The organism is Mesorhizobium sp. USDA 4132, assembly GCF_056279545.1.
This window is the reverse complement of the sequence record NZ_JBWCCP010000001.1, coordinates 961,813-984,552: the sequence shown is the minus strand read 5'-3', so window position 1 is coordinate 984,552 and position 22,740 is coordinate 961,813. Positions and strand designations below refer to the sequence as shown.

Sequence of the window (22,740 nt, the reverse complement as noted above, 5' to 3'; positions counted from 1 at the left end):
CACCATCATCCAATAGCGTCGGATGTTCAGCCGCTGATCTTGGAAAAGTCCGCGACGGTCGCGGTCGCTTCGCGGATGGCCTTCAGGAGGGCCAGGCGGTTGGCGCGGATGGCGGCGTCCTCGTCGTTGACGAGCACGTCCTCGAAGAACTTGTCGACCGGGACACGGAGTTTCGACAGGGCTTCCATGGCCGAGCGGAAGTCTTCCTTGGCGACAGCCTCGGCCGCTTCCTTCGAGGCGACGACGATCGCCGCCCAGAGCGCCTTTTCGGCATCGAGCCTCAGCAGTTCTTCCGAAACGCCATCGGCGACGACGGTGCCCTTCTTCTCTTCCGCGGCGAGCAGCTGCACGGCGCGTTTGGTGCCGGCGAGCAGGTTCTTGCCGTCTTCCGAAGTGATGAACGCCGTCAGCGCCTCGACGCGGCGGGCCACCATCAGGAGGTCGTCGGAGTCGGGCGTCAGGACGGCGTCGATGAGGTCGTGGCGGGCGCCCTGGTCGCGGAGGTAGACTTTGAGGCGGTCGTGGAAGAAGGAGAGGAGGTCGGATATTTGCCTCGCCTCATCTGGCTGAATAGCAGCTTGGAAGCGAAGCCTATTACCGATCTCCGTAGCCTGTGCTGCCAACTGCTGAAACTGAACAGTTGCCTGCCTATTGTTTTTTGCGGCGCCTTCATTCAATCGGCGCTGTTCAGCGATATTCGCATGTATCCAAGCGAAACGAGTGGGATGAACTAACTGCGAAATTAGCGGCAGCCTGACCTTCCGCTCCAATAGGATGCGCACCACTCCGAGTGCCGCACGCCGCAGCGCGAAGGGGTCCTTAGAGCCAGTCGGCTTTTCGTCAATCGCCCAGAAACCAACCAATGTATCAAGCTTATCAGCCAGTGCGACTGTCAACCCGACCTTGTCCTCCGGCAGACGATCTGAAGGGCCATTCGGCTTCCAGTGGTCTTCGATGGCGGCAGCAACCGAGGCGTCCTCACCCTGAAGCATCGCGTATTTGCGGCCCATCAGGCCCTGCAGTTCGGGAAATTCGCCAACGGCTTCGGTGCGCAGATCGGCCTTCGCCAGCACCGCGGCACGATCGACGAGTGTCGGATCGGCACCGGTGACCTCCGCCAGTTTCTTCGCCAAAGCTCGGATACGTTCCACGCGTTCGCCCTGTGTCCCGAGTTTGGCGTGGAAGGTCACGTTCAGCGCGTCGAGCTTTGCCATCCGCTGGTCGAGTGGCTTCTTGAGGTCCAGACCGAACTTCGCGGCTGATGCTTCCAGCGTGTCCAAGTCCGGCATGTCGCCCTGGTCACGGGTCCAGAAATGCTTGGCGTCGGAGAGGCGGGCGCGCACGACCTTGCCGTTGCCGTGCATGATCTCCTTGCCGCCATCCTTCGCCTCGATGTTCGAGATCAGGATGAAGCGGTTGGAGAGCCCTTCCCCACCGGTCTGCGGGCGAGTGACGAAGCACTTCTGATTGGTCTTGATGGTCAGGCGGATGATTTCGGCCGGGATTTCGAGATAATCCTCTTCGAACTCGCCCATCAGCACATGCGGCCATTCGACGAGGCCGGAGACTTCTTCCAGCAGGCCTTCGTCCTCGACCAGTTCGAGGCCGTTGGCGAAGGCGAGGTCGCGGGCATCGTGCAGGATGACGTCCTTGCGGCGGTCCGCATCGAGCATGACCTTCGCCTTTTCGAGGCTCGTCACGTAGTCGTCAAAACGGCGCACGGTGATGGCGTCAGGCGCGTGGAACCGATGGCCGTAAGTGATGTTGCTGGCGGCCAACCCGTCGATCTCGAAGGGAATGACCTGGGTCTCGTCATGTTCCGGACCGAAGACGCAGACGATCGACTGCAGCGGGCGCACCCAGCGGAGACTCTCCGGACCCTTGCCGTCGATGCCGGCAAAGCGTGCACCCTTCGGCATCGAGGCGGCGCCCCAGCGCATCGATTTCGGCCAGGGGAAATTGCGGATGATGCCGGGCATCACCTCGGCGATGATTTCTTCCGCCGGACGGCCGGGCTTGGAGATGACCGCGACATAGAAATCGCCCTTCTTCGGGTCGTTGACGACCTGGGCCTCGGAGATAGATGAAAGACCCGCACCGCGCAAAAAGCCGGCGATGGCGCCTTCCGGCGCGTCGGTGCGCGGACCCTTGCGCTCCTCGCGCTGATCTGCGGATCGGGCCGTCAGGCCACGGATATCGAGCGTCAGGCGGCGCGGCGTCCAGTACTCGCGCGCACCCTCATAGGTCAGTCCCGCTTCCACCAGCGCGTCGGTGACGAGCTTTTTCAGGTCTCCCGCCGCCTTGCGCTGCATGCGGGCGGGAATTTCCTCCGAGCGGAGTTCGAGAAGCAGATCGGGCATCGATAATCAACTTTTTGATGATTGTTCAACAGGGCGTGGCCTTAGCAAGCCCGCCGCCAAAAGTCACCAGCCGGATTGGCGAAAGTGTTTACCAGCCGCCTCCGCCGCCACCGCCTCCGCCACCGCCGGACGAACCGCTGGAAAAGCCGGAGGAGGACGAGGAGGATTTTGGCGCTGGGATGGTCGAGGCGATGGTGGAGGCCATCGAGGAGGAGAAGCCGCCGATGCGGTCGCCGAAATTGGAGCCGTAGTTGCCGCTATACCAGCCGGGCGCATAGGCGCCGACGGCAGCGCCCGCGGCGGCGCTCGCAAGCCAGACCTCGAAGGTGTTGCTCCAAGGTTTTTCGACGCCGAGGGCCACCGCATAGGGCAGCAGCTTTTCGAAATGCTGCGGCGACATCGTGGGTGCGCCGGCGGTGTTCATGCGGTCCTTTTCGGCGAGCGTCAGGTAGATGCGCAGGCCCTCGATACCGTCCATCAGCTTGCGGCCGAGCGGCGTCGGGGCGCCCATCAGGAAGAAGAAGATGACGTTGGCGAGCACGATGCCGCCGACCGAGACCATGATCGGCCAATGCTCGTCGCCGGTCATTTCCGACATGATCCCCACCACGACCGCCGACCCGATCGACAGGGCCACCAAGCCGATAAAACCGAGGATAACGACCGAGACGATTTTCGAAATCAACGACGAACCGCGGCGCAGGCCCTTGCCGAAGGCGGCGGCGAGCACGCCGAAGACCACGGCAAAAAAGACCGGGATGATCAGCGTCGCGATCATGTCCGGTTCGAGATTGCCGAAAACGACCAGAGAGACGATGGAAAGCACGCTCAGCACGACGCCGCCGATCACATAACCCTTGTTGCCGTTGTAATATCTGCCGCGGTGTTCCTTCTCGATTGCCTGGCGGAAGCTTGCGCCGATCGACTGGACGGAGGTGCCGTGCGCCTCGTCGATGATCAGTTCCTGCCCCTTGGCGTCGATGGAGCCGAGGATGGAGGCCTGGCCGATCGGCACCTCCCTCGGCGCGGCCTTGCCGGTACGCCGGATGACGATCTTTTCCGCGAGATCCTCCAGCGTCACGTAACCCTTGACCGCCAGATCAAGCGCGCTTGCTGCAAACGCGGTCCAGCCGCCACCGGAAAAACCCTTGTTGTCGATGTAGTTGACCAGAGCCGGCGACAGTCCATCAGGTGCATCCCAGCGGGGTACCACAACGCCGCGATCCGGGTCGCGACCGACGCGGCCCCAGAAAAGCGCATAATATCCGACGACGAGGACGAGGCCGACGATCGAGATGATCGTCCCGATATTGTCGCGCCACCACCATTCGCTTTGCTGATCCCTGGACGGAGGGGCTACAACCCCCTTGGGAAAGCTCGCGACGATCGTCAGGCCCTCCTGCGCGCCGAGCGGCCTCGTGGTCGAGAACACCGCCTGATTGCCATTCGCCTGCATGCGGGCATTGCGAGCGGTGGAGCCGAGCGGGCCGGCATAGGCGGCGGTCTGGGTGATCCGCGCGGCGGCAGGCAGGGTTACCCGCGCCGAGGCCTGGGCGATGCGGAATTCCCAGCCATTGCCGGTGGCGTTCCAGTAAAGTTCGTCGTGATCGTCGAAATAACGGATCTGCCGGTCGGTCTTGTAGGTGAAGACGAAAGTGTGCTCGCCATCGCGGAGGAACACGTCCTTGTCGCCGGAATAGATGCGGATGCCGCCGGTGACACTTTCCGTATGGAAAGGTTCGGCCTGGCCGTCGCGGGTGACGGAAACGACCTCGAAGCCGACCCGCACGGTGCGGCCGTTGGCGTCCGTCATGGTTAGCGGGAAGTCGCGAAACAGACCGCGCTTGATCCTGTCGCCTTCGGAATTGGCGATGATGGTTTCGGTCACCGTCAGGTCGCCATTGTCGGCGACCTGGATGTCGGAATGATAGGAGCGGATATATTCTTCCGCCGCGGCGGGCAGCGCCGCCGACAGCGAGAAAAGCAGAGCCAGGCAAAAGCCGGAGAACCACCGCATCACGACATTCCTCCTCTTCGGCGGGTTTTCCGCTTAAACTATGTCCGTATATTCGACGCCGAGCGAGGCCAGCACGTCCCAATAGCTGGGGAAGGTCTTGGCGACGCAATCGGGATCGAGAATGGTGACGCCGCCGATCATCAGCCCGGCCAGCGCAAAGCTCATGGCGATGCGGTGGTCGGCAAAGGTATTGATCTCGGCGGATAAGGTCTGGCCGGCAAGCAACGGGTCGGAGGCGACGATCAGGTCGTCGCCCTCTTCCGTCGCAAGGCCGTCGCGAATGGCGTTGAGGCCGAGCGAGAGCGCCCTCACCCGGTCGCATTCCTTGACGCGCAGGTTGGCAATACCGGTGAAACGCACCGGCGTTTCGTTGAAGGCGGCGAGCACCGCGAGCGTCGGCACTGCATCCTGCATCTGCGAACCGTCGATTTCGGCCGGCAGGTGCGGGAATTGCGCGATCACCTCATAAGCCTTGGCATCCGGTTGGGTGAAGGCGGTGGCCGCCACGCCAAGGTCGATGGCACCGCCGGTCAAGACTTCCGCAGCCCAGAGATAAGTGGCGGCCGACGCGTCCGGTTCAATCACGAAATCCGCCGCGCGATATCCGGTCGGTTCGACCTTCCAGGTCGCCGCATCGATCTGATCGACCTTGGCGCCGAAGGCCTGCATGGCGGCGAGCGTCAGGTCCACATAGCCCCTTGCACCGATTTCCGCGCCGGCCAGTGCAACCGTCAACGGGGCGTTGGCGCCCTGGCTGACAAGCGGCCCCGCCATCAGCAGCGCCGAGACGTATTGGCTGGAGAGACCGGCGTCGATCTCGACGCGGCCGGAGGCGAAATGACCGTTGCCGCGCACCGTCACCGGCGGGCAGCCGGTCGGCGCCTCGGCATCGATGCCGAGCGACTTCAGGGCGGCGACCAGCGGGCCGATCGGCCGCTTGCGCATGTGTTCGTCGCCATCAACGACGACGGTGCCATCGACCGAAGCGACGGCTGCGGTCAGGAAACGGGTCGCGGTGCCGGCATTGCCGAGGAACAGCGGGGCGGACGGCGGCAGGAGCTTGCCACTGCCCGTCACAACGAAGGTGGTCTCGTCCGGTTCGTCGACCGAAACACCCATGGCCCGCAAAGCGTCGGCCATGTAGCGCGTATCGTCACTCCGTAGCGCACCGGTCAACCGGCTGGTGCCGCTGGCAAGGCCCGCCAGAAGCAGCGCGCGGTTGGTGATCGACTTGGAACCCGGCGGCATGGCACGCCCGGAAAGCGGCTTGCCCGGCGGCAGGATGGTGAGTTTGGCTCTACCCATGATATTCGTCTCTTAACGCCAATGGAATGCCGCAACGAGCGGCCGACCGCGCTCTTAAACCGTTGCGGCACGAAGGTCCAATGACGGATTTCAGAACTTGACGGTCGGGACCGCCCGGTCGGCCGCGTTCTCGATCTCGAAATATTCGCGCTTCGAGAAACCGAACTGGCCGGCGACCAGGTTGTTGGGGAAGCTCTCGACCTTGACGTTCAGGTCGCGGGCAGCGCCGTTGTAATATCGCCGCGACATCTGGATCTCGCTCTCGATGGTTTCGAGCGAGGCCTGCAGTTCGGAGAAGTTCTGGTTTGCTTTCAGGTCCGGATAGGCTTCGGCAAGCGCGATGATCTTGCCGAGCGCCTGGCCGAGCAAGCCTTCCGCCTGGGCGCGGCCGGCGACATCGCCTGCCGGCACCGCCTGCGCCTGGTTGCGCAGCTTGACGACTTCCTCGAACGTACCCTTTTCGTGGGCCGCGTATCCTTTGACCGTCTCTATCAGGTTCGGGATCAGGTCGGCGCGGCGCTTCAACTGAACGTCGATGCCGGACCACGCCTCCTCCGCCATCTGGCGGGCTTTGACGAGGCCGTTGTAGATCATAACAACGTAGAGTGCGACGAGAACAATTATGCCGATCAAAATGTACATCTGAGTCTCCCGACTTGGCCTTGCGATGGGACAGTAGAGGCGTGGTATAAAAAAGTGGTTGAAGTCATCGATTATTTTTCGCGGTCAATTTTTTGACTTACCGCAAAGTTCCGATCGCCCGGATGCCCTAGATTCTCTTACAGAAAACGGGCGATTCCAAAGATTCGGCCCCACCTCAAAACAATCTGGATGGAATTGCCATGGCGTGCCTTGTGCGAACCGCCAATGTGCTGGCGTTTGCCGTGCTGTTTTTTCAGTACGGGGTCATGATGAAGCCCCCGGCACCGGCCGGCACACGCCGGTTTCTGCAGATCTATGCCGGGCAGCTTCCGACCGGCGCCTATCCGACCATCAAACCCGTCTGGCAGCTGGGCACGCAATGGGCTGGGACCGTTTGAACGGTTCGCCACACGCGGCCAGACCCAAACTCAGGCAGCCTTGCCGAAATTCACACCGCCGGCATCGGTCATCAGGAAGGCCTCGCCGCAGGCTTTCGCCAGCGTGCGGACGCGCAGGATATAGCTCTGGCGTTCGGTGACCGAGATCACGCCGCGGGCATCCAGCAAATTGAAGACGTGAGACGCCTTGATGCATTGGTCATAGGCCGGGAAGACGCATTTGTGCAGCATCTGGTTGGCGTTCGCTCCCGGAGCGCCGGCCGCGAGCAGCGCCTGGCATTCCTTCTCGGCATCGACGAAGTGCCGGTGCAGCATGGCGGTATCGGCGAATTCGAAGTTATGGCGGGAATATTCCTGCTCGGCCTGCAGGAAGACGTCGCCATAGGAGATCTTTTCCTCGCCCTCGCGGCCGTTGAAATTGAGCTCGTAGATGCTGTCGACGCCCTGCAGATAGGTGGCGAGACGTTCGAGACCATAGGTCAGCTCACCCGCAACCGGCGCGCATTCGATGCCGCAGACCTGCTGGAAGTAGGTGAACTGCGAGACTTCCATGCCGTCGCACCAGCATTCCCAGCCGAGGCCCCAGGCACCGAGCGTCGGGCTTTCCCAGTCGTCCTCGACGAAACGCACGTCATGCAGCAGCGGATCGAGGCCAATTGCCGCAAGCGAGCCGAGATAGAGTTCCTGCAGGTTCGGCGGGTTCGGCTTCAGGATGACCTGGAACTGGTAATAGTGCTGAAGGCGGTTGGGGTTTTCGCCGTAACGGCCGTCCGACGGACGACGCGACGGCTGCACATAGGCGGCCTTCCACGGCTTCGGTCCCAGCGCACGCAGCGTTGTGGCCGGATGGAAGGTGCCGGCACCGACTTCCATGTCGTAGGGCTGCAGGATCGCGCAGCCCTTGTCCGCCCAGTAATTCTGGAGCGCGAGGATCAGCCCCTGAAAGGAGCGGGTCGGAGACATGTGGTCGGGCAGCTCGGTCATGGCCATATCTGTGTCGGTTCGAGGATGCGGACGAGTGCCACGCATCAGGGGCGCGGGTCAAGGATTTATGCGTTTGAGGGGTATGCGGGGATGCCGAAACGGCACGATCCATGTTAAGGTCCGCCCGTTCTTCCGGAGAAAGACCATGAACGTCAAGAACAGCTTCACCTTGTCCGAACGCTCCCTGCGGCTTGCTGAAAAACTCGTTGAGGATGGTCAGTTTCCGTCCGTCGAAAAAGTCCTCGAGGCCGGCATCGACAGCCTGCTGAGGGACGAGGAAAGTACCGCCAACGACGATCCATTGATCGGCATGAAGGACGAAATCCGCCGCCGCGCGGAACTACCGCGGGATCAGTGGGTGTCCATGGACAAGGACAATATGTTCGATCGCGTCCGCGCACGGCTTGACGAAAAGTACAAGGCTTAAGTGATGTCGATCTACCGGCTGGAATACCACTTCGCAGCCGTACAAGACCTCATCGATATTTATAGTTTCATCGAAGAATATGCCGGGCATATCACCGCGGACCGCAAGCTGGCGGAAATCGAAACGGCGACCTACCGGCTGGCCGATTTACCCAAAATGGGCTCGATTCGAGATGACTTGTTGCCAGGATTACGGGCAATTCCTGCGGCGGAAAAGGCTGTCATATGCTTCACCGTCGATGACGAGACTCGAACGGTCTTCATCCTCTGTGTGAGTTATGCAGGGTCCGACTGGACTTCACGGGTGAAGGAACGACTTTAATCCTTATTCGGATCACGGCTGTTGGCTTCCTCGCGATCGAATTTCCAGCCGTCCGGAAGCTTCCACTTGAAAGCACGAATCTTTTCCAGTGCCACGCGTCTTTTGTCGGCATCAGTCTCTGCCACGGCAGACTTCTTCTCCTCGGGCATGAGGCCTATTCCTCATCCCGCTTCACCCTATACTCTCCCGTCGTCGGGTCCCGTTCCAGGGTGCCGATCGCGCCGGTCTGGCGTTCCTTTTCTTCGCGGCGGGTGCGCGATGACAGTTTTTCGGCGTCCTTGATGAACTTCTTGTAGAGCATCCAGCCGCCGCCGATGACGATGATCAGAAATAAAAGCTGCGCCATTTCCCCTCTCGCGCTATCCTGACGACCTCAAAGGCCGTAGCGGCTCCACATTGCCTTTTCTTCCAGGCTCGCCGCAAGTCCCGTGACTGCGCCCGCGGCGATTTCTCCGGCCTTACCCTCCCCGAAAACGACGCCGGGCACGCGTCGGCCAAACAGGGTGCGGGCGCTGCCGATCAGTTCCAGCCTGGTATCTTTGCCGTAACGGCGCTTGAGGACTTCGCGCATGTCGCCGAGGCTGTCGATCAGGCCGAGCTCGAGGCCACGCAACCCGCTCCAGAACAGGCCGGAAAAGATCGTCGCATCGTCCGCCAGCCGCTCTCCACGGCGCATCTTGACCATCTCGATGAAGACCTTGTGGATTTCGAGCTGCAGCGCCTTCAGGTATTCGATGTCGCCTTCCTTTTCCGGCTGGAAGGGATCGAGGATCACCTTGTTCTCGCCGGCGGTATAGACGCGGCGCTCGATGCCGATCTTGCGCAGCAGTTCCGGAAAGCCGAACCCGCCGGAAACGACACCGATCGAGCCGACGATGGAGGTCGGATCGGCAAAGATCTCGTCGCCAGCAAGCGCGATCATATAGCCGCCCGAGGCCGCGACATCCTCGACGAAGACCAGCACCTTCTTGTCCTTCTCTTCCGCCAGCGAACGGATGCGCTGGAAGATCAGCCGTGACTGGACGGGTGAGCCGCCCGGCGAATTGATCGAGATCGCGACGACCGGGGCATCCTTCTTGGCGAAAGCCTTGTCGAGCATTGGCGCCACGCCGGCCAGGTTGAGGCTCTGCTTGAACTGGCCGCCGCCGGCCATGATCGCTCCGTGAAGCCGGACGACGGGAATCGTCAGCCCCTTCTTACGGAACCGTTTCGGCATCAACCTCTTCAAAAACCCGGCCATTTCTTTTCCTTCTGTCGCGTTCGGCTCTGCCAGAGCATGTATGTGACGGAATTTCAAACACAATGGCTGCGCCCCCGAAAGCAGGATTTTGATTTTCTAGTTGCGAATGACTTGCATTATCATTCCAATAAGGCATTATCTCCCCCACGAACGGAGATAGGGTGAAGATGGACGTCTTAAGTTCAAAGCAGGACAGCGGCTGGCGGAACAAACGGGGGGAAGCATCGCTTTCCGACGTCTATCGAAGCGTCAACATCTCGCGCTCCGGATCTCGGTGGCGACGGATGGCTGCCTTCGCCGGCCCGGGTTACCTGGTTGCAGTCGGCTACATGGACCCCGGCAACTGGGCGACCTCGCTCGCCGGCGGTTCGAAATTCGGTTATGCGCTGCTGGCGGTCGCGCTGCTGTCCAACGTGATGGCGATCGTGCTGCAGTCGCTCTGTGCCCGTCTTGCCATCGCTTCGGGCCGAGATCTGGCGCAAGCCTGCCGCGACGCGTTTCCGAAATGGGTTTCCATTCCGCTCTGGGCGCTGGCCGAAATCGCCATCATCGCCACCGACATCGCCGAGGTGATCGGCACCGCGATCGGTCTCAACCTGATCTTCGGAATCCCACTGGAGCTCGGCGTACTGATCACGGCGCTCGACGTCTTCATCATCCTTTACCTGCAGAAGATGGGTTTCCGCTGGGTCGAGGCCTTCATCATCACCCTGCTCGGCGTCATCGCCGTGTGCTTCGCGGTCCAGATCTTCCTCGCCGATCCGCAGTGGGGCGGCGTCATCCGCGGCTTCTTCCCGACCACTGAGATCGTCACCAATCCGGAAATGCTCTATCTGGCGCTCGGCATTCTCGGCGCGACCGTCATGCCGCATAACCTCTACCTGCATTCCGGCATCGTGCAGACCCGCAACTATGGCCACACCCTGCCGGAAAAGAAGGAGGCGCTGACCTTTGCGACGATCGACTCCACCGTCGCACTCTGCTTCGCCCTCTTGATCAATGCCTCGATCCTGATCCTCGCGGCAGCCGCCTTCAACAGCACCGGCCGGACGGAGGTAGCCGAGCTCGGCGAAGCCCATTCGCTGCTGGCTCCGCTGCTCGGCCTTGCCATCGCGCCGACGCTGTTCGGCATCGCGCTTCTCTGCTGCGGACTGAATTCGACGGTGACGGCGACGCTTGCCGGTCAGATCGTCATGGAAGGCTTCCTCAAGATGAAGCTGCAGCCATGGATCCGCCGGCTGATCACGCGGGGGATAGCCATCATCCCGGCCGCGTTCGTGACCATCTGGTATGGCGATGCGGGCACGGCCGAGCTACTGATCCTGACCCAGGTCGTGCTCAGCCTGCAGCTTTCCTTCGCGGTCTTCCCGCTCGTCATGTTCACCGCCAGCAAGGCCAAGATGGGCGAACTCGTGGCGCCGATCTGGCTCTCCGGCCTTGCCTGGTTGATCGCCGTCGTCATCGCCGTCCTCAACGTCAAGCTGCTCGTGGATTTCGTTTCGGGCTGAGGCGGGCATAGGCGGCCCGGCCATTATTCAGGTCGTCCACAAAAGCCGAGAAAGCATGGCCATCCGGGCCATGCACGAAAAGCGGCGCCCGGAATGTCAGCCGGGCGCGCGATCCCTTGACGGCGGTGACGAGGATGCGCGTGGCGCTTTCGTCGGGCCGGGGATGAAGGGCGGTGATTTCCAGCCCGCCGAAACGCCTGCCGCAGGCTTCGATGATCTCGGCGATCGATTGCGGCCGGGCGATCAGCGACAACTGCCCGCCGGGCTTCATGATCGCGCCGGCGGTGCGGATCCAGGCTTCGAACAGGTCTTCCGTCATCGCATGCGCCTCGGCCTTCAGGGCATCCGGCGTCTTGCGGTCGCTGGCATCGTTGAAGGGCGGGTTCATGATGACGTGGTCGTGGATCTCGTCCACCAGACCTGCGGCAAGACGGGGCTTGCCGGTGAGCGTCACGTCCGCCTCCAGGACCTCGACGCGATCGGCAAGGAAGGCATTCTCCGGAAGCTCCAGGGTCTTGCGAGCGTAATCGGCCATCAGCGGCGATTTCTCGATCAGCAGAACATTTGCCCGTTCCAGCCGCGAGGCGACCGCAAGGCCCGCAGCGCCGGCGCCGGAGCCGAGATCGGCAACATTAACCGGCTTGTCGGCGGCGACCAGCGAGGCAAGCAGCATCGCATCGACGCCGGACCGATGCCCGCCCCCCTTCGGCTGCATGACGTGGAAACGGCCGCGATGGAAGGCGTCGATGGTATGGGTTGGAGTGGTCATCCTTCGCGACACCATTGAGCGCTGGTAGCCGGTAGCCCCCCTCTGCCCTGCCGGGCATCTCCCCCACAGGTGGGGAGATCACAAGCGGCGTGATCATCGCCCTTCCAAATACGGCGTGCCGGAAGAGAGGCCAGATAAAAATGCGCGAGAAGATACGCCGCACGTTGGTGCGCAGAATGAGACGTCAAATTTGAAGCGGCGAGCGTGCGCCCAGCCGATCTCCCCACCCGTGGGGGAGATGCCCGGCAGGGCAGAGGGGGGCGATCCGCGAGAACGCTCAATGCTAGAGCTCCGGAAAAACTGAAGACCGAGGATCCACAAGCATCAAGGCCGCAGCTCCGCTTCCAGCCCCGCATCCTTCAAAATCCGCCGCGCCTCGTCGACCCGTTCGCTATCCACCATCAGCCGGCGTGCCAAAAGCCCGAGCGAGCCTTCGAGCACGCTCATCGACTGGTCGGCGACCATGAAATGGATGCCCGCATCCTTCATCAGGCTCTGGGCCAGCGACAGGATCACGATGTCGTTGGTGCGGATGATCTCCAGCATGGCTTGTTTGTTACCCCATTATATCCGGCGGGATGCGATTTGCGCTTGCCGCACTATCAGCCTCTTTCTATTGTCGTTTGAAAGATTTCGATAGGGAGGCCTGACATTGGGCGTCGTCATACCGCTTGAAGAAGGCAAAAACAAACTGGCATCCGTCAAACCGCTGGTGGATCTGACCAAGGCGGACATGGATCGGGTCAATCATTTGATCCTGTCCAGGGCCGGCTCCGACGTGCAGATGATCCCGGAAGTCGCCAATCACCTGATCTCGTCGGGCGGCAAGCGGCTGCGGCCGATGCTGACGCTCGCCTCTGCGGCGCTGTTCGGCTACCAGGGTGAAGGCCATGTGAAGCTCGCGACCAGCGTCGAGTTCATGCACACCGCAACGCTGCTCCACGACGACGTGGTGGACGAAAGCGATCTGCGCCGCGGGCGCTCGACCGCCCGGATGATCTGGGGAAACCAGGCCAGCGTGCTCGTCGGCGACTTCCTGCTCGGCCAGGCGTTCCGGATGATGGTGGATGTCGGCTCGCTCGAAGCGCTCGACGTGCTGTCTGCCGCAGCCTCTGTGATCGCCGAGGGCGAAGTGCTGCAGCTGTCCGTCGCCAAGAACATGGAGACGACCGAGGACGATTATCTTTCGGTCATCCGCGCCAAGACGGCGGCCCTGTTTGCCGCCGCCGCGGAAGTCGGGCCGATCATCGCCAATGCCGACAAGGCCGGCCGTGGCGCGCTGAAATCCTACGGCATGAACCTCGGCCTTGCCTTCCAGCTCGTCGACGACGCGCTGGATTACGGCGGCAAGGCGGCCGATCTCGGCAAGAATGTCGGCGACGATTTCCGCGAGGGCAAGATCACGCTGCCCGTCATCCTCTCCTATCGCCGCGGCACCGAAGCCGAGCGCGCCTTCTGGCGCCAGGCGATCGAGAAGGGCGAAAGCAGCGACGAGAACCTCGAAAAGGCGCTCGGATTGATCAACAAATACGGGGCCCTGAACGACACGATTGGCCGCGCCCTGCATTACGGCACGATCGCCCGCGATGCGCTGGCGCCGCTTCCCGCCTCGCCGCTCAAGGCCGCTCTTCTCGAAGTCATCGACTTCTCGATCCAGCGCGTCAACTGACATACGGCGTCCGTTGACGAAGGTGTGACCGGCGCTGCGCCTATGCGGCGCTGGGGATTTCCTTGCGGACCTGCTTCAAAAAAGCCATTCTATCGTGAATCAATAGGGCGGAATTGGCGGCGGTATCTCACCGAATCGCCATGCTCTTACGAAAGGCATCTTTATGCGGCGGAAATCCAGCCTTCTTCTGCTCTCCAGCGCGGCGCTCGCAACCGTCCTCATGTTCGGAACGGCGGCCAGTGCGGCGACGGCGGAAGCGAAGCCAGCGGTGAAAGACACGGTGACGTTCGGTCCCGGCAATGTGAAGACGTTTTCCGGCGCCTTCCTGGCGGCCCGCACTGCCGACGTCGACCACGACTACGACACCGCGATCGCGCTTTACCGCAAGGCGCTGGCTTTCGATCCCGCCAACCTGGAAATCCGCGAGAGGCTGATGATCTCGCTGCTGCTCAACGGCGATTTCGACCAGGGTCTCGCCGAGGCCAATGCGCTGAAGGATGACAACGCCGTCGAACGGATCACCAAGATCGTCCGCGGGCTCGATGCCTTGCGCGACAAGAAGTTCGACACCGCCAAGAAAGTGCTTGCCTATGAGGGGCCGAACGATCTCGACCGGCTGACCCACCAGCTCCTCTCCGCCTGGGCGGATGTCGGCGCTGGCAAGGGCAAGCAGGCGATGGCCAGCATCAACAACCTCAAGGGACCGCCCTGGTACAAGGTATTCACCGACTACCATCTCGGCGCCATGGCGCTGGTGACCGGGGATATCGGCACCGCACGGCAGCATCTCAACACCGCCGTCACCAACAAGGAAGCAGTCGCCACCGCGCCGGACACGTTTATGCGCGCCGTCATGGCGCTTGCGCGTCTTGAAGCGGCTGCCGGCAACAAGCAGAAGGCGCTCGATGCGATCTCCGTCGGTGACGGCATGGTCTCCAATTATGCGCCGCTGAAAGCGCTCCGCCAGAGCATCGAAAAGGGCGAGAAGCCCCAGCAGCAGGTGAGCAACGCCGCCGAAGGTGCGGCCGGCGTGCTGTTTTCGATCGGTGGCGCGCTGAACCGCCAGGGCGCCGAGGACATGGTCTCCCTCTACCTGCAGATTTCCCACGCGCTCGACGTCAAGAGTGCCGACACGCTGATCCTGCTCGGCGGCATCGCCGAAAAGCTCAAGCAGCCCGATCGCGCCATCAAGTTCTATGCGAGCGTTCCGGCCGATTCGCCGATGCGCCGCATTTCCGAACTGCAGCTCGGCGTGACGCTTTCCGACACCGGCAAGGTGAACGAGGCCAAGCAGCACCTGAAATCGCTGATCGAATCCGATCCGTCGGACATCCGCAGCTACATCGCCTATGGCAGCGTGCTTTCCGACGCCAAGGACTACAAGACCATGGCCGAGACCTACGACAAGGCGGCCGAGGTCATCGGGCCGGTGCCGAAGCCGGGCGACTGGACCATCTTCTTCCAGCGCGGCATCGCCTACGAGCGGCTGAAGAACTGGGAGAAGGCCGAGCCGAGTTTCCGCAAATCGCTGGAACTCAACCCTGAACAGCCGCAGGTGCTCAACTATCTCGGATATTCGCTGGTCGACATGAACAAGAACCTCGACGAGGGTCTCGGCATGATCAAGCGTGCCGTCGATGCGCGGCCGGATGACGGCTATATCGTCGACTCGCTCGGCTGGGCCTATTTCCGCATGGGCAAGTTCGACGATGCCGTGACCGAGCTCGAACGTGCCGTGCAGCTGCGCGCCGGCGATTCGACGATCAACGATCATCTGGGCGATTCCTACTGGCGTGTCGGGCGCAAGCTCGAAGCCGTCTATCAGTGGAACCGGGCGCTGATCTCGGAAGGCGAGGATATCAACCGCGAGCAGATCAAGGAGAAGATCGAGAAGGGCCTGCCCCCGCTCGATCCGAACGCGACGACTGCCGACCGCAGCCCGTCCGAACCCGTAGCGCCCGCTCCGCCGGCGCCGGCCAATCCTGACAAGAAATCCTGACGCCCATGTTTCTGGGCAATTTGTCATCCGACAGCCGGTTCGCCGACGAGGCGAACCTTTTCGAACTCGCGCCCGCCAAGATCAATCTTGCCCTGCACGTGACCGGCCAGCGGGCCGACGGTTATCACCTGCTCGAAAGTATCGTGACCTTTGCCGACACGGGGGATCGGCTCGGTTTCAGCGATGCTGACGCAGACGGTCTTTCCTTTTCCGGTCGGTTCGCTTCGCTGCTGCCGACATCCGTCGAGGGCAAGCATGGCAATCTCGTGCTGAAAGCCCGCGATCTCTTGCGCAAGGCGCTGCAGAATAAAGGCGTTTCGGCGCCGCCGGTTGCCATTCATCTTGAAAAGAACCTGCCGGTCGCAGCCGGTATCGGTGGCGGTTCGGCGGATGCGGCGGCAACGCTGCGCGGCCTGATGCGCTTCTGGAACGCCCGGCTGCCGGCCGAAGAACTGGCAGTGCTTGGTCTTTCGCTCGGCGCCGACGTGCCGATGTGCCTGAAGGGCGAGCCGCTGATGGCCAGGGGGATAGGCGAAGAGCTAACTACCCTTCCCGACATGCCCTCGTTGTCGCTGGTGCTCGGCAATCCGCTGGTCGGGGTCTCGACGCCGGGTATCTTCCGCCGCCTGACCCAGAAGGACAATTCGCCGATCGGCGCGCTCGACGGCGACTGGATCAGCTTTCTGAAGATGCTGCGCAACGACCTTGAGCCGCCGGCGCGCTCGCTGGTGCGCGAAATCGACCAGATTTCCAGCCTGATCGGCGCGGAAGGCACCATGCTGACGCGGATGTCCGGTTCGGGCGCCACCTGTTTCGGGATATTTCCTTCCTTCGAAGCGGCGGAAAAGGCGATGGAGAACCTTAACGGCCAGAAGCCGGAATGGTATTTTCAGGCGGTGAGAACCGTTGGCCACAGCCCTGAGAAAACCCCATGAACCGGATCGACGACAGCCGTTCCTTCATCCCCGTCGGCATCGCCGTGCTGACCGTCTCCGACACGCGGACCGCTGCCGACGACAAGTCCGGCGACACGCTGGTAGCGCGGATTACGGAAGCCGGCCATGAACTGAAGGCGCGCGCGATCGTGCCCGACGACAAGGACCGGATTGCCGGCCAGGTGCGGGAATGGACGCTCGATCCCGATATCGACGTGGTGATCACCACAGGCGGCACGGGCTTTACCGGCCGGGACGTGACGCCGGAGGCGCTGGAGCCGCTGTTCGAAAAGCGCATGGACGGTTTTTCGGAAGTGTTCCACCGGATTTCCTACGACAAGATCGGCACGTCGACGATCCAGTCGCGGGCGACCGGCGGGGTGGCGAACGCCACCTTCATCTTCGTGCTGCCGGGCTCGCCCGGCGCCTGCAAGGACGCCTGGGACGGTATTCTGAAGGCGCAGCTCGACTACCGCCACATGCCCTGCAATTTTATCGAGATCATGCCGCGGCTCGACGAGCACCTGAAGCGCGGCGGCAAATAGGCACTACCTGACCGCAGCCGCCACCCAGGCCGGGATCATCTCGCTCGAAAGCTTCGACACCTTCTGGCCGCGCGCCAGCGTTTCCAGGTTCATTCCCGATTTTGCCAGCGCGATCGCCTGCCGCTTCGGCAGCAGCATGCCGTATTCCAGCGGCGGTACGGCACGACCGATGCGTTTGAAGAACGGCCGCCGGTAATTGCGGGCCGGCGCGAAGCGGGCCGGCTGCTTGTTGAGCGCGATATATTCCATCACCTCATCGATCCAGCCGCCCTGCGGCCGGGAGCCGGGCTCGACCAGCAACAACCATTCTCCCCGGGCGCCGCGCAAAATATCCTTGATATCCCAATGGCCATAAAAACGGCAGCCGGCCGCATCGGCGACGCGGGAGGAACCATCCCGAGAACCGTGATCGAGCACCACGACATCGCTCACAAGCCCCTCTACCGCAGCGGGAACGAGCACCGAGAGCGTCTGCGCCAGCTCGGATTCCTGATCGCGGCATTCCATGATGACAGTCAGCATTCCTGACATGTAACGCATCGCAACACGGAACGCCAGAAACGCGGGCCGCGAATTTTGTTCTTGCAATGTTCTCATTTCAGCGCTAGGAATTTAATCATCAGGAACGGGGATTTCCCCTTCAGGAGCTAACCCATGAACGAGCTGCATCAATTGCGGCAGGACGCTTTCGCGCCTGCTCATACGGCCGATATTGCCGATGCGTTGGTCCAATCCTCCGGTCTTCGGGTGGAGATCGACCGGCGTCGCGGACGCGGCGCGGGGCTCAATCCGAGCGGCCGCTTCGAGGAGGAGCGCCGCGAGGCCTTCGACGACGGCTGGCAGACGCTGGAGGATCTCGAACCGTTCAAGACCGAGGTGCAGGTGGAAAAGCCGCGCACCGCGATCACCCGCAACGAATCGCCGGACCTTTCGTTCGACCGCTCGATCAATCCCTATCGCGGCTGCGAGCATGGCTGCATCTACTGCTTTGCCCGGCCGACGCACAGTTTCATGGGGCTTTCCCCGGGCCTTGATTTCGAATCGAAGCTGTTCGCCAAGCCTGACGTGCCAAAACTGCTCGAACGGGAGCTGAGCCGCCCGGACTACAAGGTGCGGGCGATCGCGATCGGCACCAATACGGATCCCTATCAGCCGATCGAGCGGGAATGGCGGATCATGCGGCAGATCCTCGAAGTGCTGCAGAAGGCCAATCATCCCGTCGCGATCGTCACCAAGTCGGCGCTGATCACCCGCGACATCGACATTCTTGCCGACATGGCATCCAAGGGGCTCGCGAAGGTCGGGATTTCGGTGACCACACTCGACCGCAAGCTTGCCCGCACCATGGAGCCGCGCGCCTCGACCCCTCCCAAGCGCCTCACTGCCATCAAGGCGTTGACCGATGCCGGCATTCCGACCGCGGTCATGGTGGCACCCGTCATCCCGGCGCTCAACGACCATGAGATCGAGCGGATCCTCGACGCCGGCCATGCGGCCGGGGCGACGGAGGCAAGCTATGTGCTGCTGCGGTTGCCGCTGGAAGTGAGCCCCCTCTTCCGCGACTGGCTGCTGCAGAACTATCCGGACCGCTACCGGCATGTGATGTCGCTCGTCCGCTCGATGCGCGGCGGCAAGGATTACGACGCCGAATGGGGCAAGCGGATGAAGGGCGCCGGTCCCTATGCCTGGCAGATCGGCCGCCGTTTCGAGATGGCGACCAAACGGCTCGGCATGGTCCGGCGCGGTCTGCCGCTGCGCGACGACATCTTCCTGCGCCCAGACGGCGGCGGCATCCAGCTCTCGCTGCTCTGACCGGACCTTATTCCGGTTCGATTGCAGATTCCGATTTCCGACGCGACCCGCCCTGTCCCCGCGTCGGAAAAATACCCCGGGTTCCACCGCCGCCCCTCGGTGGATAGCGACGCCGCAATCGCTTGGCCGGGGGTTGCAGGAGGTCGGGACGACGTGCGAGGTTGCCGCCATGTTACCTCGCACGTCGCCCGATTCTCCGATGCTTTTCGAAGACATCCCGCTGGTTCCGGATTTCAGTCTAGAACTTGTGGCACGCCAGGCCGGCCATTGGCCGGTCGCTGGCACCGACGAGGCGGGGCGCGGTCCGCTGGCAGGCCCGGTCGTTGCCGCCGCAGTCATCCTCGACCCCGACAATATCCCGGACGGCCTCAACGATTCCAAGCAATTGACCGCCAGCCAGCGGGAAATCCTGTTCGAGGCGATCATGGCGACCGCCGAAGTTTCGATCGCCGCCTCCAGCCCACGCCATATCGACGAACGCAACATCCTGCGCGCTAGCCTCGATGCCATGCGCCGCGCTGTGGCCGGCCTTGCCGTCACCCCGGCCTATGTGCTCGCCGATGGCCGCGACGTGCCGCAGGGCCTCTGCTGCCCCGGCAAGGCGGTCATCAAGGGTGATGCCCGCTCCGTGTCGATTGCCGCTGCCTCGATCATCGCAAAAGTCACCCGCGACCGGATGATGACCCGCGCCCACCTGGTTTTCCCGGCTTACGGGTTTGCCAATCACGTCGGTTACGGGACGGCACAGCACCGCGCCGGCATAGAGGTGCACGGCCCCTGCTCGCTGCACCGGATGAGCTTTCGGCCGCTGAAGAAGGATGAGCTGCCGGAGACTTGATGCGCGGCAGGCCCTTCGTTCATTCTCCAAAAACAAAAAAAAGGCCGGGTTTTTCGCCCGGCCTTTTGGAAATCTTATGTGACTGAAATCAGTTCAATCGCGACTGCACCTTGCCAACGGCGTCCTTGAAGAGCGTGTCCTGGGTGGAGGCGTCGGCCTTGCGGGCGATGACGCTCTGGGCAGCGGCGATGGCGAGGTCGACTGCGGCAGCGCGTACGGCGCCGATCGCTTCGGCTTCCGCCTGCTTGATCTTCTGTTCGGAAAGCGCGTTGCGGCGAGTGACGAATTCGTCGGTCTTCTGGCGAGCTTCCTCGGTCAGGGCCGCTGCTTCACGCTCGGCGACAGCCACGATCTGTGCGGCTTCCGCTTCGGCTTCCTTGCGCTTGCGCTGGTATTCGGCGAGCAGGGTCTGCGCTTCCTCGCGCAGACGCTTGGCTTCGTCGAGTTCCTTGCTGATGTTGGCGGCGCGCTCGTCGAGCGACTTCGCCATCATGCCCGGCACTTTCAGGTAAACGACCAGGGCCAGGAAGAGAACGAGGCCGACCAGGGCGAAAAATGTTGCATCGAATGCCATAGGATCAGGCCTCCGTCTTCGCGGCTGCGACTGCAGCCTTGATGTCGTCGCCGCTCGCCTTGGCGCCGATCAGCTGATCGACGATGGCGGTGGCGGTGTCTTCGGCAATCTGGCCGACTTCGGCAAAAGCTTTTGCCTTGATTTCGCCGATGCGGGTTTCGGCAGCAGCGAGCTTGCCGGCAAGTTCTGCTTCGATTGCGGTGCGATCGGCGGCTGCCTTGGTCTTGGCGGCCTCGCGAGCGGTTTCGGCAATCTTGTGTCCCTTGGAACGGGCAGCTGCCAGTTCCTTTTCATAGGTCTCGACGGCAGCGTCCGCTTCCGCCTTCAGGCGGGCGGCCTCGTCGAGGTCCTGAGCGATCCGGTCGTGGCGGTGTTCGAGAATGCCGCCGACGCGGGGAACGATGACCTTCTTCATCAAAAGATAGAAGAGGCCGAAGGTGATGACGAGCCAGAGCAGCTGCGACGAAAAATGGGTCGCGTCGAACGGCGGAAAGACGCCGCCGCCATGGGCAGCGCCGGTTTCGGTATGCGCTTCGCCAGCAGGCGCGGCATGCGGATCAGTAGCGGCCGGCGCGGTTTGCGCATATGCCGAGGTCACGAACATCATCACCTCCAGGTGTATTCCAAATGCGAAGGATCACGGCGCGCTGTTTGAGAAGCGGCCGCGATCCGATATTTCCTGGACAGATCTTAGACTGCGTACAGGAGCAGGAGAGCGATGAGCAGCGAGAAGATGCCCAGAGCTTCCGTAACGGCGAAGCCGAATACCAGACGGCCGAACTGGCTGTCAGCGGCGGACGGGTTGCGCAGAGCGCCCGACAGGTAGCTGCCGAAGATGTTGCCAAGGCCAAGAGCCGTGCCGGCCATGCCAAAGCAAGCCAGGCCTGCACCGATGAACTTTGCTGCTTCCGCTTCCATGAGAAACTCCTTCGAAATGGTTGTTGCGGCTGATGACTGACGCCTCAGGACGCCAATGTCGGTTATCCTTAGTGCCCGCCGGGATGGATCGCATCGTTGAGGTACATGCAAGTCAGCACCGCAAAGACGTAAGCCTGGAGGAAGGCGACGAGGAATTCGAGACCGGTCAGGGCGACCGTCATGATGAGAGGCAGAACTGCGCCGCCGACGCCGAGTGCGCCCATGGTTCCGAGCGAGGCGACGAAGCCTGCGAACACTTTGAGCGTAATATGGCCGGCCAGCATGTTCGCAAACAGACGAACGGACAGCGAGATCGGACGGGACAGGAACGAAATGACTTCGATGGCGACGACCAGGGGGATCAGCAGGCCGGGAATGCCGCTCGGCACGAAGAGCTGCAGGAAGTGCAGTCCGTGCTTGTAGAAGCCGTAGACGATGACGGTGCCGATGACCAGCAGCGCCAGAGCGAAGGTGACGATGATCTGGCTGGTGATCGTATAGAAATACGGGAACATGCCGAGCAGGTTGGCGGTCAGCACGAACATGAACAGCGAGAAGACCAGCGGGAAGAACTTCATGCCGCTGCTGCCGGCGCCTTCGCGCAGCATGCCGGCGATGAATTCGTAGGACATTTCCGCGACCGACTGCGCCCGGCCGGGGATCAGGCCGCGCTGCGAGGTGGCGAAATACAGGAAGCCGGCGGCGCAGGCGACGGTGGCGACCATGAACAGAGATGCATTGGTAAAGGAGAAATCGATGCCGCCGATCTGGATCGGAACGATCTTGCTGATCTGGAACTGATGGATCGGATCGTTTGCCACCGTCTACCTCTTGTCCTTAGCCGCGCCAGGTCGGCCCAATTTTCATTCAGGAAGCAGAGCCTCAGCGGCCACCGTTTCCCTTCTCATCCTTGCCGCTTTGCCCGGTGATAAGCGGCGACGGAGCCACCTTTCCCACGGAGCGAAGCACATTCAGCACACCGGCACAGAACCCGAGGAGAAGAAGAACAATCATCCCCCACGGCGCAGTGCCGGCAAAACGGTCGAGCATAAAGCCCAGAATAGCCCCCACCGCGACTGCGGAGATGAACTCGGAGGAAAGCTTGAAGCCCAAGGCCATGCCTTTTCGGCTCTCCTCGGATTGCGCGTCCCTCTTCGCCTCTGCCACGTCGTCGGCCTTCCTGTCCGCAAGTTCCGCGGACAAGCGCTTCCGGCGCTCTTCCAGACCATCGTCGCGGTGATCCGTCATGTGCGTCCTCCCCTATTTCTGCTTCCGGCACAACCGGTTTTATGCTTTCCAACCGCAAAAAACTGCAGTTAGCGAGGGATTTCGCGCCATCCGGCCCGTTTTCAAGTCGCGCGCAACATAGTTTTGCCCGCCCCTATAGTCAAGGCGTCCAAGGTTCTTCGTTTTAGGTAAATTAACCGAGCAAATTCAATCTGTTAAACCAGATACAACCGAAGTCGGGTAAAACTGCCG

26 protein-coding genes are annotated in these 22,740 nt (G+C 62.1%); 10 read left to right on the top strand and 16 right to left on the bottom strand.

Annotated features, from left to right (window positions below; translation table 11 throughout):
* Positions 1-26 precede the first annotated feature (26 nt).
* The 4 genes from glyS to ACZ9IU_RS04995 form a co-directional block, all read right to left on the bottom strand.
* Complete coding sequence (gene glyS / locus ACZ9IU_RS05010; RefSeq protein ID WP_038540421.1) at positions 27-2,360, bottom strand: glycine--tRNA ligase subunit beta; 2,334 nt, start codon at positions 2,358-2,360, stop codon at positions 27-29.
* Positions 2,361-2,448: 88 nt separating this feature from the next.
* Positions 2,449-4,377, bottom strand: coding sequence for a DUF2207 domain-containing protein (locus ACZ9IU_RS05005; protein ID WP_038540418.1), 1,929 nt, complete (start codon positions 4,375-4,377; stop codon positions 2,449-2,451).
* A 33-nt stretch (positions 4,378-4,410) separates the two neighbouring features.
* Positions 4,411-5,685, bottom strand: a complete 1,275-nt coding sequence (locus tag ACZ9IU_RS05000; protein WP_157885219.1) for a 3-phosphoshikimate 1-carboxyvinyltransferase — start codon at positions 5,683-5,685, stop codon at positions 4,411-4,413.
* A gap of 87 nt (positions 5,686-5,772) precedes the next feature.
* Complete coding sequence (locus ACZ9IU_RS04995; protein WP_038540412.1) at positions 5,773-6,324, bottom strand: LemA family protein; 552 nt, start codon at positions 6,322-6,324, stop codon at positions 5,773-5,775.
* 200 nt (positions 6,325-6,524) lie between these two features.
* Between ACZ9IU_RS04995 and ACZ9IU_RS04990 the strand changes: the two genes are divergently transcribed.
* Positions 6,525-6,722: a hypothetical protein gene (locus ACZ9IU_RS04990; RefSeq protein ID WP_038540409.1), complete on the top strand. Its 198-nt coding sequence runs from the start codon at positions 6,525-6,527 to the stop codon at positions 6,720-6,722.
* A gap of 30 nt (positions 6,723-6,752) precedes the next feature.
* Here the strand turns inward: ACZ9IU_RS04990 and ACZ9IU_RS04985 are convergent, their stop codons facing one another.
* Positions 6,753-7,706, bottom strand: coding sequence for a glycine--tRNA ligase subunit alpha (locus ACZ9IU_RS04985; protein ID WP_038548790.1), 954 nt, complete (start codon positions 7,704-7,706; stop codon positions 6,753-6,755).
* 145 nt (positions 7,707-7,851) lie between these two features.
* Here ACZ9IU_RS04985 and ACZ9IU_RS04980 point away from each other — a divergent pair, with 145 nt between their 5' ends.
* Both ACZ9IU_RS04980 and ACZ9IU_RS04975 read left to right on the top strand, forming a co-directional pair.
* Positions 7,852-8,133: a hypothetical protein gene (locus tag ACZ9IU_RS04980; RefSeq protein WP_038540406.1), complete on the top strand. Its 282-nt coding sequence runs from the start codon at positions 7,852-7,854 to the stop codon at positions 8,131-8,133.
* Positions 8,134-8,136: 3 nt separating this feature from the next.
* Complete coding sequence (locus ACZ9IU_RS04975; RefSeq protein ID WP_038540403.1) at positions 8,137-8,454, top strand: type II toxin-antitoxin system RelE/ParE family toxin; 318 nt, start codon at positions 8,137-8,139, stop codon at positions 8,452-8,454.
* Here ACZ9IU_RS04975 and ACZ9IU_RS04970 read toward each other — a convergent pair.
* From ACZ9IU_RS04970 to ACZ9IU_RS04960, 3 genes are read right to left on the bottom strand one after another with little or no spacing between them, the layout of a single operon-like run.
* Positions 8,451-8,603 carry a hypothetical protein gene (locus ACZ9IU_RS04970; RefSeq protein WP_157885076.1) on the bottom strand — a complete coding sequence of 51 codons (153 nt, stop codon included), beginning with the start codon at positions 8,601-8,603 and terminating at the stop codon, positions 8,451-8,453. The two genes, ACZ9IU_RS04975 and ACZ9IU_RS04970, sit on opposite strands and share 4 nt — an antisense overlap.
* 5 nt (positions 8,604-8,608) lie before the next feature.
* Positions 8,609-8,800 (bottom strand): hypothetical protein, encoded by a 192-nt coding sequence (locus tag ACZ9IU_RS04965; RefSeq protein ID WP_038540401.1) that lies wholly within the window; start codon positions 8,798-8,800, stop codon positions 8,609-8,611.
* 27 nt (positions 8,801-8,827) lie between these two features.
* Entirely contained in the window at positions 8,828-9,694 is an 867-nt protein-coding gene (locus ACZ9IU_RS04960; RefSeq protein WP_038540399.1) for a S49 family peptidase, read from the bottom strand.
* A 167-nt stretch (positions 9,695-9,861) separates the two neighbouring features.
* On the opposite strand from ACZ9IU_RS04960, the gene ACZ9IU_RS04955 reads away from it, so the two are divergent.
* On the top strand, positions 9,862-11,202 hold the full coding sequence (locus ACZ9IU_RS04955; RefSeq protein WP_038540396.1) for an Nramp family divalent metal transporter: 1,341 nt from the start codon (positions 9,862-9,864) through the stop codon (positions 11,200-11,202).
* Here ACZ9IU_RS04955 and ACZ9IU_RS04950 read toward each other — a convergent pair.
* Both ACZ9IU_RS04950 and ACZ9IU_RS04945 read right to left on the bottom strand, forming a co-directional pair.
* The gene (locus ACZ9IU_RS04950) at positions 11,171-11,971 is read right to left on the bottom strand and encodes a tRNA1(Val) (adenine(37)-N6)-methyltransferase (protein ID WP_038540393.1); all 801 of its coding nucleotides are present in this window, start codon (positions 11,969-11,971) and stop codon (positions 11,171-11,173) included. The genes ACZ9IU_RS04955 and ACZ9IU_RS04950 overlap by 32 nt on opposite strands.
* A gap of 324 nt (positions 11,972-12,295) precedes the next feature.
* The gene (locus ACZ9IU_RS04945; RefSeq protein WP_038540390.1) at positions 12,296-12,517 is read right to left on the bottom strand and encodes a putative signal transducing protein; all 222 of its coding nucleotides are present in this window, start codon (positions 12,515-12,517) and stop codon (positions 12,296-12,298) included.
* A gap of 106 nt (positions 12,518-12,623) precedes the next feature.
* On the opposite strand from ACZ9IU_RS04945, the gene ACZ9IU_RS04940 reads away from it, so the two are divergent.
* From ACZ9IU_RS04940 to moaB, 4 genes are all read left to right on the top strand, one after another.
* The gene (locus ACZ9IU_RS04940; RefSeq protein ID WP_038540388.1) at positions 12,624-13,640 is read left to right on the top strand and encodes a polyprenyl synthetase family protein; all 1,017 of its coding nucleotides are present in this window, start codon (positions 12,624-12,626) and stop codon (positions 13,638-13,640) included.
* A 163-nt stretch (positions 13,641-13,803) separates the two neighbouring features.
* Positions 13,804-15,639: a tetratricopeptide repeat protein gene (locus ACZ9IU_RS04935; protein WP_038540385.1), complete on the top strand. Its 1,836-nt coding sequence runs from the start codon at positions 13,804-13,806 to the stop codon at positions 15,637-15,639.
* 5 nt (positions 15,640-15,644) lie between these two features.
* Positions 15,645-16,574: a 4-(cytidine 5'-diphospho)-2-C-methyl-D-erythritol kinase gene (locus ACZ9IU_RS04930; RefSeq protein WP_051899652.1), complete on the top strand. Its 930-nt coding sequence runs from the start codon at positions 15,645-15,647 to the stop codon at positions 16,572-16,574.
* Positions 16,571-17,119 carry a molybdenum cofactor biosynthesis protein B gene (gene moaB / locus ACZ9IU_RS04925; protein ID WP_038540382.1) on the top strand — a complete coding sequence of 183 codons (549 nt, stop codon included), beginning with the start codon at positions 16,571-16,573 and terminating at the stop codon, positions 17,117-17,119. Before ACZ9IU_RS04930 ends, moaB begins: the two co-directional genes overlap by 4 nt.
* 3 nt (positions 17,120-17,122) lie before the next feature.
* On the opposite strand, the gene ACZ9IU_RS04920 is transcribed toward moaB, so the two are convergent.
* A complete protein-coding gene (locus tag ACZ9IU_RS04920) occupies positions 17,123-17,641 on the bottom strand; it encodes a glycosyl transferase (RefSeq protein WP_038540379.1) in 519 nt (172 codons plus the stop codon).
* A gap of 132 nt (positions 17,642-17,773) precedes the next feature.
* Between ACZ9IU_RS04920 and ACZ9IU_RS04915 the strand changes: the two genes are divergently transcribed.
* Positions 17,774-18,931: a PA0069 family radical SAM protein gene (locus tag ACZ9IU_RS04915; RefSeq protein ID WP_038540376.1), complete on the top strand. Its 1,158-nt coding sequence runs from the start codon at positions 17,774-17,776 to the stop codon at positions 18,929-18,931.
* Positions 18,932-19,100: 169 nt separating this feature from the next.
* Positions 19,101-19,769, top strand: a complete 669-nt coding sequence (rnhB, locus tag ACZ9IU_RS04910; protein ID WP_038540374.1) for a ribonuclease HII — start codon at positions 19,101-19,103, stop codon at positions 19,767-19,769.
* Positions 19,770-19,857: 88 nt separating this feature from the next.
* Here the strand turns inward: rnhB and ACZ9IU_RS04905 are convergent, their stop codons facing one another.
* The 5 genes from ACZ9IU_RS04905 to ACZ9IU_RS04885 form a co-directional block, all read right to left on the bottom strand.
* Positions 19,858-20,343 carry a F0F1 ATP synthase subunit B gene (locus ACZ9IU_RS04905; RefSeq protein WP_038540371.1) on the bottom strand — a complete coding sequence of 162 codons (486 nt, stop codon included), beginning with the start codon at positions 20,341-20,343 and terminating at the stop codon, positions 19,858-19,860.
* A 4-nt stretch (positions 20,344-20,347) separates the two neighbouring features.
* Positions 20,348-20,947 carry a F0F1 ATP synthase subunit B gene (locus ACZ9IU_RS04900; protein WP_080719266.1) on the bottom strand — a complete coding sequence of 200 codons (600 nt, stop codon included), beginning with the start codon at positions 20,945-20,947 and terminating at the stop codon, positions 20,348-20,350.
* An 86-nt stretch (positions 20,948-21,033) separates the two neighbouring features.
* Positions 21,034-21,261: a F0F1 ATP synthase subunit C gene (locus ACZ9IU_RS04895; protein WP_007774919.1), complete on the bottom strand. Its 228-nt coding sequence runs from the start codon at positions 21,259-21,261 to the stop codon at positions 21,034-21,036.
* A gap of 68 nt (positions 21,262-21,329) precedes the next feature.
* Positions 21,330-22,082, bottom strand: coding sequence for a F0F1 ATP synthase subunit A (locus ACZ9IU_RS04890; RefSeq protein WP_038540360.1), 753 nt, complete (start codon positions 22,080-22,082; stop codon positions 21,330-21,332).
* Between the two features lie 61 nt (positions 22,083-22,143).
* Positions 22,144-22,509 (bottom strand): AtpZ/AtpI family protein, encoded by a 366-nt coding sequence (locus ACZ9IU_RS04885; protein WP_038540356.1) that lies wholly within the window; start codon positions 22,507-22,509, stop codon positions 22,144-22,146.
* Positions 22,510-22,740: the final 231 nt, after the last annotated feature.

Coding starts and splice junctions, on each gene's coding strand:
- ACZ9IU_RS04980 (WP_038540406.1), top strand. CDS start 7,852: ATGAACGTCAAGAACAGCTTCACCTTGTCCGAACGCTCCCTGCGGCTT.
- ACZ9IU_RS04900 (WP_080719266.1), bottom strand. CDS start 20,947: ATGTTCGTGACCTCGGCATATGCGCAAACCGCGCCGGCCGCTACTGAT.
- ACZ9IU_RS04895 (WP_007774919.1), bottom strand. CDS start 21,261: ATGGAAGCGGAAGCAGCAAAGTTCATCGGTGCAGGCCTGGCTTGCTTT.
- ACZ9IU_RS04995 (WP_038540412.1), bottom strand. CDS start 6,324: ATGTACATTTTGATCGGCATAATTGTTCTCGTCGCACTCTACGTTGTT.
- ACZ9IU_RS04975 (WP_038540403.1), top strand. CDS start 8,137: ATGTCGATCTACCGGCTGGAATACCACTTCGCAGCCGTACAAGACCTC.
- ACZ9IU_RS04990 (WP_038540409.1), top strand. CDS start 6,525: ATGGCGTGCCTTGTGCGAACCGCCAATGTGCTGGCGTTTGCCGTGCTG.
- ACZ9IU_RS04970 (WP_157885076.1), bottom strand. CDS start 8,603: ATGCCCGAGGAGAAGAAGTCTGCCGTGGCAGAGACTGATGCCGACAAA.
- ACZ9IU_RS04905 (WP_038540371.1), bottom strand. CDS start 20,343: ATGGCATTCGATGCAACATTTTTCGCCCTGGTCGGCCTCGTTCTCTTC.
- ACZ9IU_RS04955 (WP_038540396.1), top strand. CDS start 9,862: ATGGACGTCTTAAGTTCAAAGCAGGACAGCGGCTGGCGGAACAAACGG.
- ACZ9IU_RS04935 (WP_038540385.1), top strand. CDS start 13,804: ATGCGGCGGAAATCCAGCCTTCTTCTGCTCTCCAGCGCGGCGCTCGCA.
- ACZ9IU_RS04930 (WP_051899652.1), top strand. CDS start 15,645: ATGTTTCTGGGCAATTTGTCATCCGACAGCCGGTTCGCCGACGAGGCG.
- ACZ9IU_RS04915 (WP_038540376.1), top strand. CDS start 17,774: ATGAACGAGCTGCATCAATTGCGGCAGGACGCTTTCGCGCCTGCTCAT.
- ACZ9IU_RS05005 (WP_038540418.1), bottom strand. CDS start 4,377: ATGCGGTGGTTCTCCGGCTTTTGCCTGGCTCTGCTTTTCTCGCTGTCG.
- ACZ9IU_RS04965 (WP_038540401.1), bottom strand. CDS start 8,800: ATGGCGCAGCTTTTATTTCTGATCATCGTCATCGGCGGCGGCTGGATG.
- ACZ9IU_RS04885 (WP_038540356.1), bottom strand. CDS start 22,509: ATGACGGATCACCGCGACGATGGTCTGGAAGAGCGCCGGAAGCGCTTG.
- ACZ9IU_RS04950 (WP_038540393.1), bottom strand. CDS start 11,971: ATGACCACTCCAACCCATACCATCGACGCCTTCCATCGCGGCCGTTTC.
- ACZ9IU_RS04985 (WP_038548790.1), bottom strand. CDS start 7,706: ATGACCGAGCTGCCCGACCACATGTCTCCGACCCGCTCCTTTCAGGGG.
- ACZ9IU_RS04960 (WP_038540399.1), bottom strand. CDS start 9,694: ATGGCCGGGTTTTTGAAGAGGTTGATGCCGAAACGGTTCCGTAAGAAG.
- rnhB (WP_038540374.1), top strand. CDS start 19,101: ATGTTACCTCGCACGTCGCCCGATTCTCCGATGCTTTTCGAAGACATC.
- glyS (WP_038540421.1), bottom strand. CDS start 2,360: ATGCCCGATCTGCTTCTCGAACTCCGCTCGGAGGAAATTCCCGCCCGC.
- ACZ9IU_RS04945 (WP_038540390.1), bottom strand. CDS start 12,517: ATGCTGGAGATCATCCGCACCAACGACATCGTGATCCTGTCGCTGGCC.
- ACZ9IU_RS04920 (WP_038540379.1), bottom strand. CDS start 17,641: ATGCTGACTGTCATCATGGAATGCCGCGATCAGGAATCCGAGCTGGCG.
- moaB (WP_038540382.1), top strand. CDS start 16,571: ATGAACCGGATCGACGACAGCCGTTCCTTCATCCCCGTCGGCATCGCC.